Source organism: Endozoicomonas sp., from assembly GCF_965196975.1.
Classification (GTDB): Bacteria; Pseudomonadota; Gammaproteobacteria; order Pseudomonadales; family Endozoicomonadaceae; genus Endozoicomonas.
The window spans coordinates 5,089,545-5,104,690 of record NZ_OZ239981.1 but is presented as its reverse complement, the minus strand read 5'-3'; the positions used below and the strand labels follow the sequence as shown (position 1 = coordinate 5,104,690).

15 protein-coding genes are annotated in these 15,146 nt (G+C 45.6%); 8 read left to right on the top strand and 7 right to left on the bottom strand.

The genetic code is table 11. The features are described from left to right. Positions 1-4: 4 nt before the first annotated feature. Positions 5-708, bottom strand: a protein-coding gene (locus ACOCLE_RS22745; RefSeq protein WP_419534371.1) for an IS1 family transposase whose coding sequence is annotated in 2 segments (ribosomal slippage) — positions 5-465 and positions 465-708 — 705 coding nt in all. Because the reading frame shifts where the segments join, the coding sequence is not laid out codon by codon here. Positions 709-1,014: 306 nt separating this feature from the next. Here ACOCLE_RS22745 and ACOCLE_RS22740 point away from each other — a divergent pair. From ACOCLE_RS22740 to ACOCLE_RS22730, 3 genes are all read left to right on the top strand, one after another. Next, complete coding sequence (locus tag ACOCLE_RS22740; RefSeq protein ID WP_419534370.1) at positions 1,015-2,415, top strand: nucleobase:cation symporter-2 family protein; 1,401 nt, start codon at positions 1,015-1,017, stop codon at positions 2,413-2,415. 110 nt (positions 2,416-2,525) lie between these two features. Further along, the gene (locus tag ACOCLE_RS22735) at positions 2,526-3,281 is read left to right on the top strand and encodes an outer membrane protein OmpK (RefSeq protein WP_419534369.1); all 756 of its coding nucleotides are present in this window, start codon (positions 2,526-2,528) and stop codon (positions 3,279-3,281) included. Positions 3,282-3,410: 129 nt separating this feature from the next. After that, the gene (locus ACOCLE_RS22730; protein WP_419534368.1) at positions 3,411-4,055 is read left to right on the top strand and encodes a TetR/AcrR family transcriptional regulator; all 645 of its coding nucleotides are present in this window, start codon (positions 3,411-3,413) and stop codon (positions 4,053-4,055) included. Between the two features lie 19 nt (positions 4,056-4,074). Here ACOCLE_RS22730 and ACOCLE_RS22725 read toward each other — a convergent pair whose 3' ends face one another. Beyond that, entirely contained in the window at positions 4,075-4,281 is a 207-nt protein-coding gene (locus ACOCLE_RS22725; protein WP_419534367.1) for a hypothetical protein, read from the bottom strand. A 201-nt stretch (positions 4,282-4,482) separates the two neighbouring features. Then, complete coding sequence (locus ACOCLE_RS22720) at positions 4,483-5,763, bottom strand: ISKra4 family transposase (RefSeq protein ID WP_419534366.1); 1,281 nt, start codon at positions 5,761-5,763, stop codon at positions 4,483-4,485. A gap of 14 nt (positions 5,764-5,777) precedes the next feature. Between ACOCLE_RS22720 and ACOCLE_RS22715 the strand changes: the two genes are divergently transcribed. Then, on the top strand, positions 5,778-5,933 hold the full coding sequence (locus tag ACOCLE_RS22715) for a hypothetical protein (protein ID WP_419534365.1): 156 nt from the start codon (positions 5,778-5,780) through the stop codon (positions 5,931-5,933). Between the two features lie 175 nt (positions 5,934-6,108). On the opposite strand, the gene ACOCLE_RS22710 is transcribed toward ACOCLE_RS22715, so the two are convergent. The 3 genes from ACOCLE_RS22710 to ACOCLE_RS22700 all read right to left on the bottom strand — a co-directional run bounded on the left by ACOCLE_RS22710 (position 6,109) and on the right by ACOCLE_RS22700 (position 8,895). Beyond that, on the bottom strand, positions 6,109-6,456 hold the full coding sequence (locus tag ACOCLE_RS22710; protein WP_419534364.1) for a DUF4156 domain-containing protein: 348 nt from the start codon (positions 6,454-6,456) through the stop codon (positions 6,109-6,111). A gap of 652 nt (positions 6,457-7,108) precedes the next feature. Continuing rightward, positions 7,109-8,389 (bottom strand): HlyD family type I secretion periplasmic adaptor subunit, encoded by a 1,281-nt coding sequence (locus ACOCLE_RS22705; RefSeq protein ID WP_419534363.1) that lies wholly within the window; start codon positions 8,387-8,389, stop codon positions 7,109-7,111. Next, positions 8,386-8,895, bottom strand: a complete 510-nt coding sequence (locus tag ACOCLE_RS22700; RefSeq protein WP_419534362.1) for a hypothetical protein — start codon at positions 8,893-8,895, stop codon at positions 8,386-8,388. The genes ACOCLE_RS22705 and ACOCLE_RS22700 overlap by 4 nt, the downstream gene beginning before the upstream one ends. Before the next feature lie 127 nt (positions 8,896-9,022). Between ACOCLE_RS22700 and ACOCLE_RS22695 the strand changes: the two genes are divergently transcribed. The 4 genes from ACOCLE_RS22695 (at position 9,023) to ACOCLE_RS22680 (ending at position 13,038) form a co-directional block, all read left to right on the top strand. Beyond that, positions 9,023-9,151 (top strand): hypothetical protein, encoded by a 129-nt coding sequence (locus tag ACOCLE_RS22695; protein WP_419534361.1) that lies wholly within the window; start codon positions 9,023-9,025, stop codon positions 9,149-9,151. Between the two features lie 92 nt (positions 9,152-9,243). Continuing rightward, positions 9,244-10,509, top strand: a complete 1,266-nt coding sequence (locus ACOCLE_RS22690; protein WP_419534360.1) for a TolC family protein — start codon at positions 9,244-9,246, stop codon at positions 10,507-10,509. A gap of 65 nt (positions 10,510-10,574) precedes the next feature. Beyond that, a complete protein-coding gene (locus ACOCLE_RS22685; RefSeq protein WP_419534359.1) occupies positions 10,575-12,023 on the top strand; it encodes a hypothetical protein in 1,449 nt (482 codons plus the stop codon). Between the two features lie 22 nt (positions 12,024-12,045). Further along, complete coding sequence (locus ACOCLE_RS22680; RefSeq protein WP_419534358.1) at positions 12,046-13,038, top strand: peptidoglycan DD-metalloendopeptidase family protein; 993 nt, start codon at positions 12,046-12,048, stop codon at positions 13,036-13,038. Here ACOCLE_RS22680 and ACOCLE_RS22675 read toward each other — a convergent pair. Further along, positions 13,011-15,104 (bottom strand): peptidase domain-containing ABC transporter, encoded by a 2,094-nt coding sequence (locus ACOCLE_RS22675; protein WP_419534357.1) that lies wholly within the window; start codon positions 15,102-15,104, stop codon positions 13,011-13,013. The genes ACOCLE_RS22680 and ACOCLE_RS22675 overlap by 28 nt on opposite strands. Between the last annotated feature and the right edge of the window lie 42 nt (positions 15,105-15,146).

Genomic DNA, 15,146 nt, shown 5'->3' with positions numbered 1-15,146 from the left:
TGTATCAAAACTGTTGATAGTGGTTTCGCGAGATAAATTCCCCGATAACCTTATCATGAATGTCTATTGATCTTGAGAAGCAAATAGTCCTTCTGGATAACCGTTTCAAGCAAGTTCTCAAGGTCAGATTCTGCCGCTCAATCCGCTGAGTAAAGTGCTTTCCAATGATATGTTTATCTTCTGGTAAACAGGATGTGTATGGCTGCCAGTCATCTGTGCAGTAAAAACTAACTTTGAAGCGGGCCAGACGCCCCAACAGCTTTTTGAGCGTCTCTGTGCTTCTGGAGCCGAACGCATGGGCAATGATCTTCTTGAAACGTGGCTCCCATGCATAAAACAGCCAGCGTTGCTGCTTCTTGCTACCAACAAATGACCACTGCTCATCCATTTCGAAAATAATCTTGACTTGGGCATTTTCGAAGGGGAGTTGTGTTACTGTTGGCGGGTCGAGTTTTTTAAATGAGCCAATACAGTCGTTGGACTGATCTCAAGGACACGTCCGATATCTCTGACCCCGGAGCCATTCATGGTCATCTTTATGATCTGCTCATGAGTACCAGGCAGATTGCCATTATAGCGATACTCAAGTTGGAAGCTCTTATTACAGTCCTTGCATCTATACCGCTGGTGACCCGTTTCAGCTTTCCCGTTCTTAACAACATTGATCGTTTGTTGACAATGGATACAGGCAACTTGAACTACAGCCATAGATGACTCAAAAAGTTAGGAATGTATCAGATCAACAGCTCTGACACATCACCTGCTTTTTGGGCAGGTAACACATTTAACGCTACGGCGTAATTATTAACTACTCCTCAATTCACCGCAATCCATGAATCAACAGATGAAAAAACAAATAGTTAGAAGCCATATCCTGTTAAGCGACAGTAAATCTGACTAATTGGCCAGTTAATTGCTTAAGCACTAAAAGCTGATGATTTAGTCAGCAATTAACAAGCCTGACAATTATAAAAAATAAACAGCTGACAGGGTGACAGCTGAAAGGGGAAACATATGCACAGTGAAAAGGCAGAAGCTGGAAATCAGGATCTTATCTATCAACTGGATGACCGGCCACCAGCACCGCAGGCGTTTTTCGCAGCCCTTCAGCATGTACTGGCCAGTTTTGTCGGAGTGATTACTCCGACACTGATCATTGGAGGGGTCCTTGGCCTGGGAGAACACATTCCCTACCTGATCAGCATGGCGCTTATCGTTTCCGGGGTGGGTACCTTTATTCAAGCCCGACGGTTTGGGCCTGTTGGTGCAGGCATGATCTGCCTTCAGGGTACCAGTTTTGCCTTCCTGGGCTCTGTACTCGCAGCGGGGTTTATTGCCAAGAGTCAGGGGGGAGGGCCTGAAGAAATTCTCTCTTTGATTTTTGGTATCTGTTTCCTGGGTGCGTTTGTGGAAATAGTCCTGTCCCAGTTTCTTGATAAACTGAAAAGAATCATTACGCCTCTGGTAACCGGTATTGTCATCACCATTATCGGAATTTCACTCATAAAGGTTGGCATGACCGATCTGGCTGGAGGATTCAAAGCGCCCGACTTTGGCAGCCTGCAGAACCTGGCACTGGGTGGTTCGGTACTGGCAGTCATCATTATGCTCAATCGATCCAGTAACCAATGGCTGCGACTGTCGTCCATTGTCATTGGTTTGATTACCGGTATGGCTCTGGCCCTGTTTATGGGTAAAACCAGCACTGCAGCCATTATGGAATCGATTTCGCAGCAACCATGGCTCAGCATTCCCGTTCCCTTCAAATATGGCTTCTCTTTTGACTGGGTCGCCTTTCTGCCCATTGCCATCATTTATCTGATCACAGCCATTGAATCTACCGGAGACCTGACCGCTAACTGCATGATCTCCAAGCAGCCCATTCAGGGAGAAAACTACCTTCGTCGCATTAAAGGCGGTGTTCTGGGTGATGGTTTCAACTCCATGCTGGCTGCTGTTTTCAATACCTTCCCCAACACCACCTTCAGCCAGAATAACGGGGTTATTCAACTGACTGGTGTGGCCAGCCGTTATGTCGGTTATTTTGTGGCTGGCATTCTGGTCATTCTCGGCTTGTTCCCTGTGGTAGGTGCCATCCTGCAGCAGATTCCCAAGCCTGTTCTGGGTGGAGCAACGCTGGTTATGTTTGGCACCGTTGCCGCCGCTGGGGTCAAGATTCTGGCAGCAGAACAACTGGACCGTCGAAAGCTGCTGATTATGGCGGTCTCTTTCGGGATTGGACTGGGGGTTACGCTGGTACCCGATCTGTTGAAAGAAATGCCGAAAGTGGTGCAGAACATTTTTGGCTCGGCAGTCACTTCCGGAGGCCTCTCTGCCATTCTCCTGAGTCTTCTCCTGCCATCTGATGAAGCAAAAGAAGAACACGTTTCTCCTGCGGTTGCCGAGCAGGTCTGACGTTTCCACCATCTATTAATTCCTAATTCCAAGAATCCACCGCTGAAGGCCTAGGCCTTCAGTGTCAGGGAAGCTTTGTCCTGAAAATAACAACCCAAAAGGAAGTCACCATGAAAATGAAAAAAACGATAACCGCCTTTGCCTCTGTACTGGCACTAACCTCTATAAAAGCTGAAGCTAAAACCCTCTGGAGTGATAACAGCATCAGCCTACTCTATGGCTCAACCTTTGAAGGTGCTGAAGAAGATAAGAAAAAGGTCACCTTGACCCTGGAGCATGCCAGTGGCCATAGCTGGGGGGATGTATTCTTCTTTATGGATCGCTTGAGGGCAACGGAAGGGGATAACAACAGTGAAGTCTGGTCAGAACTGCATCCACGCTTCAGTATTCCCAACTTGATGGGAATGGACTGGGACAGTGGACCGATCAAAGATTTTTATCTCTCAACACAGATTGAAATGGGCAGCAATAAAAACGTGAACCAGACTAACTATCTGGTCGGTGCAGGCGTTGACTTCGATGTGCCCGGATTCAAGTTCCTGAAGCTGAACGCATACAGTCGATCCAATGAAAACTACGACAGTAACTACCAGGTTTCTCCCGCATGGGCAGTACCCATTGAACTCGGCAATCAGAAGTTTCTCTTTGATGGCTGGATCGACTGGGTCAGTAAAACGAAAAATAACGGCGCAGATGTTGCCTCAAACTGGCAGACCCATCTGCAACTCAAATATGACCTGGGCAATCTCTGGGGTAGTGAGCATACCGTTTATGTAGGCACCGAATATCGTTACTGGCACAACAAGTTTGGCGTAAGTGGCTGGAATGAACGAGTGTGGCAGGGCTTGATAAAAGTGCATTTGTAATATCGAAACATACTGCTTTTGAAGTATCATACCGGCTTGGTATCACCCTCCCGGCCATGCCGGTATCAGGAATGATACTTCTTCTCTCATCACCTGAGGTTACAACCATTAGCAGGATTGAATGAGCATATGGAAGCAGTTGCGAAAAAATACCGTCCCGGCAAGATTCGGGAAAATAATAAAAAAAGCATTCTGGCCGCTGCCGAACAAGAGTTTGTGACCCACGGCTTTAAGGGCGCTACCATGCAGCGTATCGCTGAACGGGCAAACCTTCCCAAAGCCAACGTTCACTACTACTTCAGCAGTAAACTCTCGCTGTATGCTGCCGTTCTGTCGAACATCCTTAAGCTATGGGATCAGAGCTTTAACCGTTTGAGTCCCGAGGATGCCCCAGAAGAAGCACTGGCAGCCTATATACATACCAAAATCATGTTCTCCCGAAAGAATCCCCTGGCATCCAGAATCTTTGCCCAGGAGATCATCAATGGCGGCCCTCATCTGACGGAATATTTTGGTGAAGATTATCGAACGTGGTTTCGTGGACGGGCACAGGTATTCAAGGCCTGGTCTGACCAAGGGAAAATGGATCCGGTCGATCCTGTGCACCTGATCTTTCTGCTCTGGTCATCCACTCAGCATTATGCAGATTTTTCCTACCAGATCGCCCAGGCCCTTGGGAAAGACAAGCTTGAGCAGTTTGACTACGATCAGGCAACAGAGACGTTAACCCGGATAATTCTGAAGGGACTGGGCATTACTCCAAACCAACGTTAACGCTACTTGCAAGATCGGCCTATCTCGCCTCATTCCAGCGACGAAAGGTCGATATCATTGCCTGAGCAGCCCTGTCATCACGGGTATGGGCAGGCAGCTTATTGTATTCCTGCCAGCTTCGGTAATGCTCAATAAGCGCTTTAGGCGCAAGTTCACGATAAGTTTCCGGATTCTTACGACCATACTCCCACTTCTGAAAGGCTGATCGAATCGAGTTCAATCCCATTGGAGTCTGGTGACAATCTGAGCCCTCTTTATCCATAAGTGCATGAACTGGCTGGCAAAATAATAGAAAGCAAACAACGGTAATAGAAAAAACATGTCGAAAGGGAAACACGAAAGCACTCCTTAATTCTTTACACTCCTTATGTAAATAATAGGCCTTAATTTTACCTTTAACGGGTGCTCTCTCAATTTGATAACTGACTCATAGGTTAGCTTCAACCTTTCCAGTCATGAACTCAGACCAAAGTTGTTCCCAGCGCCCCTTACTCTGGATCAGTGCTCTTGTTGTCAAAAGCACTTCCGCTCCTGTTGCTTTCCACCTCATTCCAGAACCACATAATCGTTGCTTTACCAGAGTCTTACAAGCCGCTTCAGTAACTCCTGAACCTATTGGCCAATGGCGTTTAAGCGCCTGATGATAATTCATTAACTGGTGATTGTTTGTAAAATAGCTCACAGCTTTGTAGCGCTTCTCTGTCAGTGCGATTGTCTTTTTCGGGAGCTCGGCTGATTCAATTTCCTGAAGGATTTTTTTGGCTGCTCCACGCTTGTTTTTCAAACTATGTAGCCTGTCTTCAAGCCACTGGTGTCGCTTCGCCTTACTGGTTGGAAACAGTGCTTCCGCTGCTCCAGCTAAATATTCAGATGCATGATAAAAATCGAGTATCTGCCCAGAGGTATGTTGTTTCAAATAACTCCAGTTTTCTCTAGCCCCGTCAGCTACCCCGATGTATGTGGCATTTGGGTAGAGTCGTTTTAGATCTGCAATCTCCTCGTCGAGCTTGCTCATAAAGCTTTGTTTACCATACTCTGGCGAACTGGCTGTATATATCGTGTGGAGCCTGTCTCCATCTGCAGAATATAGGCTCAATGTCCCACACATGGCTTCCCTCCAGCCTTCTTCACAAAGCAGCATGCAGGTTCCATCCAGACCAATGGCTATTTTTTCAACAGGCTCTTTTAGTGGAGGAAGGTGGTAGTGAGTGTCTTGCTGGTCTTCAATTAATGCACCTACTCTGTCCGATAAATGCTTGATATAAGAATTTGAAAGCGTCCTTTGATGGTTGGTCTCAAAATCTTCTTTTACCGCAGGCGCTGGCATCTGGCTGTATTTCCAGGCGATAGACTTGGCAAATTTGGGGGTAGCTGAACCAATAATACCGGCACGAAGATCAAGTGCTGCCAGAGTACTGCCACCTCTGACACCCTGATATACGGAGCGCTCCAAAGGTATACGACCGTATAAGGTTTCATAGTGCTTAAGAACCTTTCCTTTGTAGTTCCACTTCTGCTGATTAACGACGATAGGTTCTTTATTGGGTGATTCAAATAGCCCCAATAACTCTTTTGTTCCAAGCTGCCCGGCTTCATTGAGTGCACGCTGTAAACTATCTTCAAGATTCAGCATGTTGCCTGAATCTATAGAAACTTCAATTTGCAAAACGATGCTTTTGGTAGAGCTGGAAATAACAGAAGCGGGCATGACAGTTAACTATTATGAGTGGTGTTCCCATAGTAGCTGTGAAAATAGAGCACTATTGTTTCAATCATTCAGAGAGAGCACCCCCTTTAACCGTAAGACAGGGGAGACTTTATGACTGGATAAAACCAAAAAAACTCAGGATTCTTTCAGCAATTAGAGGTTACGAATGATTATTTTAATAGCACCAAGTTCAACACGGGTCAAAATCAAGTCTTAAGCCAGAGAGGTAGTTATTTTATAGGCAGACTTTAATTAACTTATTTACCGGACAAAAAGCACGCAGCCAAAAGGAATAAGATCAACTGGGCTTTGCAGAGCAAAACCCATGAGGAATAACTATTTCAACTATCTGATTTTATCAGCATGACTGCAATTATAGGCATTCGCCATCATGGTTACTGAACTTAAAAAACCAAATGGCCGATAGAGATACAGCGTGTCCGCATCCATTTCCACAGCCTTTATACTCATCTGATTAATAGTGCCCCAGACCATATCGCGATCACTGTGCAGCCAGTAATCGTAAAAATGGCCTTCAGAACCATAGACGGTTCCCTTCAACTCACATCCTTCAATTCGATCCGTTTCATCCCAGATGACCTGTACCTTTCCTGAATCTTCTGTTGGGAAGGTAATACAGCCCGTCAGGCTCAACGATACGATCAGCCCAAAAAGACACTTTTTAACATTCATAAGGTTCTGTCTGTCAAACACGAAATGCTGGGCAGTATAAGGAAAAGGGGGCATAAGAGAATAAGTGTAAATCCACTGCCAAAAACGACTACCTACCGTTTTCTGCAAAAAACAAAGCCCCGACTGGCGGGGCTATAATCTCAGTACTTCCTCGTTGTTGTTATTATTTCCCTGGGGAGGCCATCCTTGGCCTGTACTTCCTTCCTGGAACCGGTACTGAGTTGTATCCTTTCAACCTAATATAATCACTTTGCATGCCAACTATGGCTATTATCACGAATACCAGAGCTTTGAGCACAAACACCAAATTTACAAAACCTATATATTTGAGTAAGTGTTACTAATAAGATGTCACCAAGAGAAACAAATCACCATTCAGTGCTATCTTAATAGCGTCACGTTTAGTCAATTTCTTTAGAAAGCATTTCAACAACCATTTTCAGACTGGATTATGTCAAGAAAATTCCAGTGTTTGCAGTTTGGTTCCTGTGAGATATGTGGCCTTGCTCAACTGCCTGAGCAGCTATCTTTTCTTATGATTCCACTTGATACTAACAAGAGTCGCTTCTTTACTCTTTTTTATTGTTCTGATAACCCTCAATGCCACCTGAAAGCAATTGACAAACTTTCAGAAAAAGAAAAACAGCGCTATTCAGGTATCCGTTGCCGTGAAGCGGATTGACTCTGATAAAGGCCCCATTAAATATCCCAGCAGAGTCCGCTTTCCAGCCAGAATATTTAACTCAACGGTCATGCCCGGAATCAGCTGGCTGTTTTTATCAAAACCAGAACTCTCCGTTTCAATCATTGCCTTGTAATAATGTTTGGCAGTGATATCGTCCTTATAAGTATCCGCACTGACCTCAAGAACCTTCCCTTTAAGGGAACCATAGGTTGTATAGTCATAGGCCGATACACGGACATTGACCTCCTGCCCGGGCCAGACCTTAGCTCGATCATAAGGCGCCACCATAGCTTCCACCATCAGGGGAACACCATCTGGAACAATCTCAGCCAATACCGTGCCCGAGGGTACTACTTCACCAATGGTATTGACATGCAGGGTATGCAGAGTACCTGTCACCGGTGCAGCAACCTTTTCACGCACCTCTCGCTCCCTGGATGAACGAATCTGTTCCTGAATCTGGGCAATATCCAAACGAATTTTATTGTATTCGTGTTGAGCTTCTTCACGAAAATCTGTCGAAAGCTTGTTTTGCTTTAAACGCAATTCGGCAAGTCGTGCCTCAATAACAGGAATCTGCTTCATGGACTGGTTTATCCGGGTTTCAATTTTTAACAGAACCATCTTCTTTTCCAGTTGGTTCTGAACAGATCCCGCACCTTTTCGTAAAAGGGTAGAAAGAATATCCAGCTGTTTCTGGGCAACTGCACGCTCGTTATTCATATCCTTGATCACCTGATCAAGCTCTGACAGTTGAGCTTCTTCTTTGCTAATCTGTTGACGAACAATAGATACCTGCCCGTTTAGCTTTTTAATGCGCTTTTTATAAAGTTCCAGCTCATTCAGATAATATTCATCATTCTGTGAAATCTGCTCAATTGAGGCCGTCAGATCCTCTCCGGTCATTTCCGCATACAACCGCTGAGCCTTGGCAACCAGTCCTCTGAGCTTCTGCTTCAAGATACTGATATTCTCGGTTAAAGTAGGATTCATTACTGAAAACAGCACCATATCCTTGCTGACACGCTGACCTTCCGTCACGTGCAAACCCGTTAAGATTCCTCCCTCAAGATGCTCAACGACCCGATTATTACTGAAGGTCGTCACCCGACCATCACTTTTCACGACTACGTCAATTTGAACAACGGCAGACCAGATCAGGAAAAAAAGTACAATAAAACTGATGACAAAAATAATGGAGTACCGAGTAAATAACCGATGTTGCATACGATTCAGTAGTGGCTTCATGAGTCTTTCTCCACTACTTTGATGATAACTTCGTTTCGCTGATCGGTTCCTGAGTCATCAAGCCTGATTTTAATATTTCCCGAAGGAACACCCTGTTTGGTTAAAATAGATCGGATTAATGTTATTCGACTGAATGACACTTCATAATTAACCGTTTTGGCTATTTCAGAACTATTAAGTAGACTGATGATATAGATTGTCTTTTCCTGAATCTTATCTAGATTTTCTTTCAACCATTTATCAAGCTCTGCCCTTGCAGCTTCAGATAACTTGGCATTGAAGTCCTGATATTTGATACGTATCAGCTTATCCTTCAACTCGGTATTAACCTGACTTTCCAGATTCACTTCCAATGCTTCAGAAACAATTTCCTTATCAAAGTCTGCTTCTACTGAAGCCTGCTGGCCAATATCCAGAGCATCCAGAGTCCCTGCACTTTTCTTATCCGTTTGAATAACCGACTTTGCTATATCAAAGCCAACCTGCACACTCAGTGCGGTTACCACCAGAATCAGTACCACCACCAGGAATACAAATACCAGTAGCGTTGTTGAAAGCGCATCTACGAATCCGGGCCATGGGTTACTTTCGGGTTGTTTCGCCATTACGCTCCACCAGCGGATCAACAGTGTTGTGATTAATGACTATCTGAACAACCTTGCTGGTTTTCAGTACAAGCATGTCGCCCGAAAAATCGTCTCCTTATTTTATCGCCTGAACGCACCCTTTCTTGATCAGTACTGCATTATTCTGGCCACCTGAAGTAGCCAAATTCCATTACAGCTCTCACGGCTCTGGCCGATGAAAACAGGGATTATTTCCAGTATAAAACGGATACAGGCGGAACTAACCTTATGAAGCTGAAATGTTTGGTGGGAGTTTCTTCATTACTGCTCCTGACCCCAGCTCATGCACTCACATTAACAGAGGCTGTTGACAGAGCTCTGGAGTTTAACCCCATAGTCAAATCTCTCGAAGCGTCCGTTGATGTGAATAAAGCCAGATTACGCCAGAGTTATTCTGATTATCAGCCCGCTATTACCTGGCAAGCCGAAAAAGGAAAGTCCAGAAGTACTGGCAGTGAGTGGGAGGATAAAACAAAATCAACGGTTAGCTTGAATCAGGTAGTTTATGATTTTGGCCGTATCTCCAATACCGTAGATTCCAGAAAGCACAAACTCACTGCTGCTGAGCATACCTACAAAGATGGAAGTGAGAAACTGGCGCTTCTGACCACAAAAGCCTATCTGGAAATTCTCAAACTAGAAGAAGTTATTGACTTTGTGGAAGAGAATATTGCGTTCTATAAACGCTTTCTGGGTATTCTTGAGACACGAAACGAGGCAGGTGCAGCAAGTAAATCGGATGTACAACGCCTGAACAGTTTGAGTCAGAACGCTGAATTGGAACTGATTCAATACAAAACTGACCTGACCTTTGCCAGAAAAACATTCAAAAGCCTGACAGGGATTGAGCCAGACAACCTCACTTCCCCAGTGCTTGACGGTATTGTGATTGAACACACTCTCGAACAATTGGTTGAATTTGCGACCAGCAGGAGTTACCAGATTCAAGCACTTAAGGCCAATATTCATTCCGCTGAAGAAAATAGGGATAAGGCCAAATCAGACCTTTATCCTTCATTCGGTCTTAAGCTTGAAACAACCAGAGAGTTTTCGCAGGACACATCAGCCGCTTGGAAGACAACAGAATCTGGTCTGGTGACCATGACCTATAAGCTCTGGGATGGCTTTAAAACACGTCGAAAAGTTGATGAAAGCAATGCCAGAGTTATGCAGGCAGAGTATCGTCTTCGGGAAGCAGCGCTAACACTGGAGAAAAAGGTGGAAGAAGCTTACAGCTCCACCTTAAAACTGATGGATGAAAAGGTTGTGAATGACCGGGCAATGGAAACCAACCGTGAAATCGTTGACCTCTACTATAAAGAGTTCGAGCTTGGCGAGAAAACACTGCTGGACATAACAACGGCCCAGGGTGATTACCATATCAGCCGCATTCAAAGCGCTGTTTTTCAGTACGACTTTTACAAAAGCGTATTAGACATCCGTTTCTATCTGAATGATGTCATCAACACAATCCGAAGTTTGCAAGATAGTTAAAACCCTTTCAGAGCCCGGACTTGCTCTGGTTTAGAACAAAGGCAGACCAAAAGGTAAACAGGGACATGTCTGAGCTGCATATTGCCGACCCACAAAGGATTGTTGGCTTTCTGAAGAAAATGAGCGGCGTAGTAGTTGCTACCATAGGGCTGGTTTTCTTTACAAGGGACTTCTTTGGTCCTGCACTCATGTCGAACCTGCCATTGAACGGAACCATTCTATTCGTTTTCGTCCTTGGCTCTTTTCTCTCTTTTTTGTACGTATCTCACCTGAAAGATGACGTACAGGTAATTGCCAGCCTGGATGACATCTTGTTTGGAGACGAAGAGAGCCAGCCACCCAAGCTGAAAATGCACCTAATGTCGACAACCGTTGTTCTGCTCAGAAACAACGTTGCCTCATTGGGCCTGATCAAACTCTCTGCACCAGCAACCAGAGCACTGATAGACTCTCTTCAGGACAGTCTTGATGAGAAGATTGCGTTCATTCGTTACTTCACAGACTTACTGGTCTTTATCGGACTGCTCGGTACCTTCCTGGGTCTGACCATTACCATCGGTTCCATAGGGGGCATCCTGGCAGACCTGGCTGAGGGCCTCGGTGGTGATGTTGATATTATGACCACTCTGGTAAAACTCATCAAAGGCCTTGAAGGTCCTCTCGGTGGTATGAGTACCGCGTTCGGATCATCGTTGATGGGGCTGAGTACTTCTTTGGTACTGGGCATTCTTCAACTTAACCTGAACAAAGCCAGCAGCTATTTCTCTTCCGCCATGGAAAACTGGCTTGCACAGCACACCGTAGAGCACCTTGCCGGCGGTGGAATGAGCGTCAGTGGTTCACAGACCATATCAACCGGTACTGCACCAGCTCCGGTGATTGATAACAGTCAGCTGAGTCAGATTAATCAACAGCTAGGAAATATATCCACTATTTTGAAAGGCATTGCTGAGCATGGATCTGTCGGTGAAAAGCAGTGGAATGAACTGACAACGCTCATCAGTACCAACCATAAGGAAATGATTGAACAAACGTCGTTAATTTCCGGAACCGTACAACAGGCTGGAGAACACCTTGGAAGCGTGGTTGAGTTGCAGTCCAGTCAACTGACTGAAACAGAGCTGCAGCGTAGAGAGACTGAAAAACTACGCCAGCTATACACTACCCAGACCGATGCCAGCATTGAAGCCCTGGGTGCAGTCCAAGAAAGCAAACACCGACTGGTTCAGATTGTCACTGCACTGCTAAATGAACAGAAAACACTTCATCAAAGTCAGCTGAAAACCAGTGAGAGTGTTGCTGGCGTAAAAAATACGCTCACAGATAAAGTGATCAGCTCTTCGAAAGAGTTCAATGATGTTGCCAGCCAGATAGAAGACTGCTCAGAACAACTGCAAAGCCTCTCGGAAATTGTACAGGAAGAAAATCAGAAAACTGAGAAGCGTCAATCCAGGCTGGACAAACTCTTTAACGCTCTGACCAAAGCGGTCGTTGATCTAAAAAATAAACTTTAAATACCGACCAGCCTGAACACTCATGAAAAGACAGCTATTTCAATTGATCTGGTGTCTGACAACGTCTGTTTCCGCCGCTGAAAAGCCTCAGTTCATCTTTCCTGTCGATTGTGATTACGGCGTTGACTGCATTATTCAGAATTACGTTGATAACGATCCGACAGACGCTTACCGGGATTATCACTGTGGTCACCAGACCTATAATGGCCACACCGGAACTGACATCAGAATCATAAACCTTCCTCAAATGGCTTCAGGCATAGCAGTGCTTGCTGCTGCGGACGGCACCGTGGTTGCCATCCGTGATGGCGTGCCTGATATCTACCTTGATCAAAAAAAGCGTGATGAGATCAGTAAAATAGGGCTTGGTAATGCGGTTGTTATTGAACACAACGATGGCTGGCGCACTCTCTATGGGCATCTCAAGCGGGAAAGCCTGATGGTTCAAAAAGGAGATATCGTTACCAGCGGACAGAAATTGGGGGATATTGGTCTTTCAGGTTTAACTCAGTTCCCTCACGTCCATTTTCAAGTGCAATACCTTGGACAGACCACAGACCCATTCACTGGGTTACAACGTTTCTCCCTATGTGAAGATACTGAAAATAACCTCTGGAGTGAGGATGCCTTTGAGCAGGTAATTTACCAGTCAGGCTTTTTACTGGATTATGGGGTCAATGACCGGCCTCCAGTCAGCTACCGGGACATAGAGAGCGGAGAATTTAATCAAGGCACCAATGATGACAGCGAGAACCTATTTGCCTGGGTAAGATTCATTGGGCTTCCTGCAGGCTCCCAGGTAACCCTCAGCATCACATCCCCAGACGGGGAAACAGTAAAATCCAAAACATTTGATAAACTCAAGACCAGCAAGGCGCAAAACTTCTACTACATGGGAATGCCCAACCCGGTAGATCAACCCGGAAGCTGGCAAGCAGAAGTTATTTTGAAGCGCCCATCCCAACCTAAAAGCAGGCAAGTATTCTCTTACACTGTCGATGCAGTAGAGGACTGAGAAAGCTCCTCCAGAACGCGGTTTCTATTATCATCGGCGATGATACGCCCTTCTGCCATCACAATAATACGATCCACCAGCTGCAAAAGATTCATTCGGTGAGTGATCAGAATCAAAGTTTGATTATCTTGCAGTATGCTGGGTAAACGCTGACAGAACAGGGTTTCAGTGTAGTTATCGTAAGCACTGGTAGGCTCATCAAGAATGGTCAGGCGGCTACGTCTCAAAATCGCTCGAGCAAGGCAGAGAGCTTGCCGCTGGCCACCGGAAAGGTTTTCCCCCCGCTCCAGAACCTTATGGGCATATCCTCGTGAACACTGTCTTACAAAACCGTCCAGGCCAGCTACATGACATGCTTCATCCAAACGTTCAGTCGATACAGAGCTTTTGCCAATCATCAGGTTACTTTTCAGGGTTCCACTAAATACTGAAGGTTTTTGAGGTGCGACGGCACAATGGCTGCGATAATGCTCCAGGTTCAAGTGAGTCAGGTTCTGTCCATCAACCAGAATGTTCCCTTCCGAAGGTTCAACCAATCCCTGCAACATTCGAATCAAGGTACTTTTTCCTGAGCCGGAAGCCCCAAGAATAGCGACACGCTCACCTGGTCGGATTTTAAGATTAATGTCCTTCAAGATTTCAGGCTCAGATGGCGAGTAACGATATGACACCTTTTCAAACTCAATATCGCCTTTCAGAACCGGAACATTGATCTTGTCGTTATTATCATCTTCACCAGAGAGCCCAAGAAGCTCATTAATTTCTTTTAATGACTTAAGCGAGAAATTCAATCGGTTAACGGCCATTGCCAGATTCATCAATGGAGCAATCGCCCGACTGCCAAGAATAATACAGGCAAAGAGCGTTCCTGGAGAAATGCTACCACTGTGGATCTGGTAAACGCCAAGTACCAGCATACCAATCACGACACACTGAGTAGCACTGGCAATCACAGTATTCAGCAGGACATTTGCCTGCTTGCTGGACAACGATGCACTGGCCGAATTCGTTACCAACCCTCGCCAGCGGGCCAGTGCTTTTCGGCTGGCTCCCAGCGTTTTGATGGCTTCCAGCTCTGAGCTGACCTCATAAAGGAATGTGCTTTTTGCGTTATTCGCCTTAGTCAGTTGATTGGCCTGCTCCCGTGATCGTCGGTAACTGACAATAGTAATGGGCACAAGACAGGCGGCAATCACCAGAGGAACCATCACCATTGCGCCCCCAATCAACCCAATAACCAGAGTAAACAGCAGGAAAAATGGAACATCCAGGATGGATAGAATAACGGTACCAGAGAGAAATTCTTTGACCCGCGAAAAATTTTCAATCGCATGGGTTATTCTGCCTGGAGAATCTGGTAGCTCACTCTGTTTCAACTGGACCAACCGCCCTAGAATGAACTGCTCACTCCGCTTCTCAATAAGCCGGCATGCATCATCCACAAAAAAGCTACGTAACCAGCGCAGTATAAAATCGAAAGCCACAACACACAGCATGCCAATGCTGACCGTCAACAATGTATCTGTCGCAAATGTGGGTATGAGCTTGTCAAAAACCATGTTCGTAAACAGCGGTAATGCCAGAGTCAACAGGTTAACCATGAACGTTGCCAGGAGTACCTGCACATAGTGTGGCCAGAGCTCTCCCATCTGATCACGAAACCAGGCTGGCATTAATGATTTGACCAGAAATGTCCTTTCTTTCCGTTCAGTGAAACGATAGATCACGCCTGAATAGACATTGACCAGTCTGGCTATTGGCATCCAGATACCAATATTCTGTTTGCGGGAGGCAACAAAACACTCACCTTCACGAATCTCCGTGACAATCATGAAGTGCTTTTTCTTTAACTGAAGAATACAGGGAAGGTCATCTTCTGAAAGATCAATCAAGTCCCTTTGACTTTTTACAACATTCAGCCCGCAATAGGCTGCAGCCCTTTGCAGACAGCGAAGATCAAACTCCTGTCCATCACGGGTAAGCGCTTCTATATCTTCACTGACGAGATCGGCGCCAATATAATGGCAAATTGCCAGGAAGCTCTCTTTGAGGTTGAATTTAAGCATATACGCCACTGCAATCCGTTGTCGGTGGCCCTCTGAGTAGCT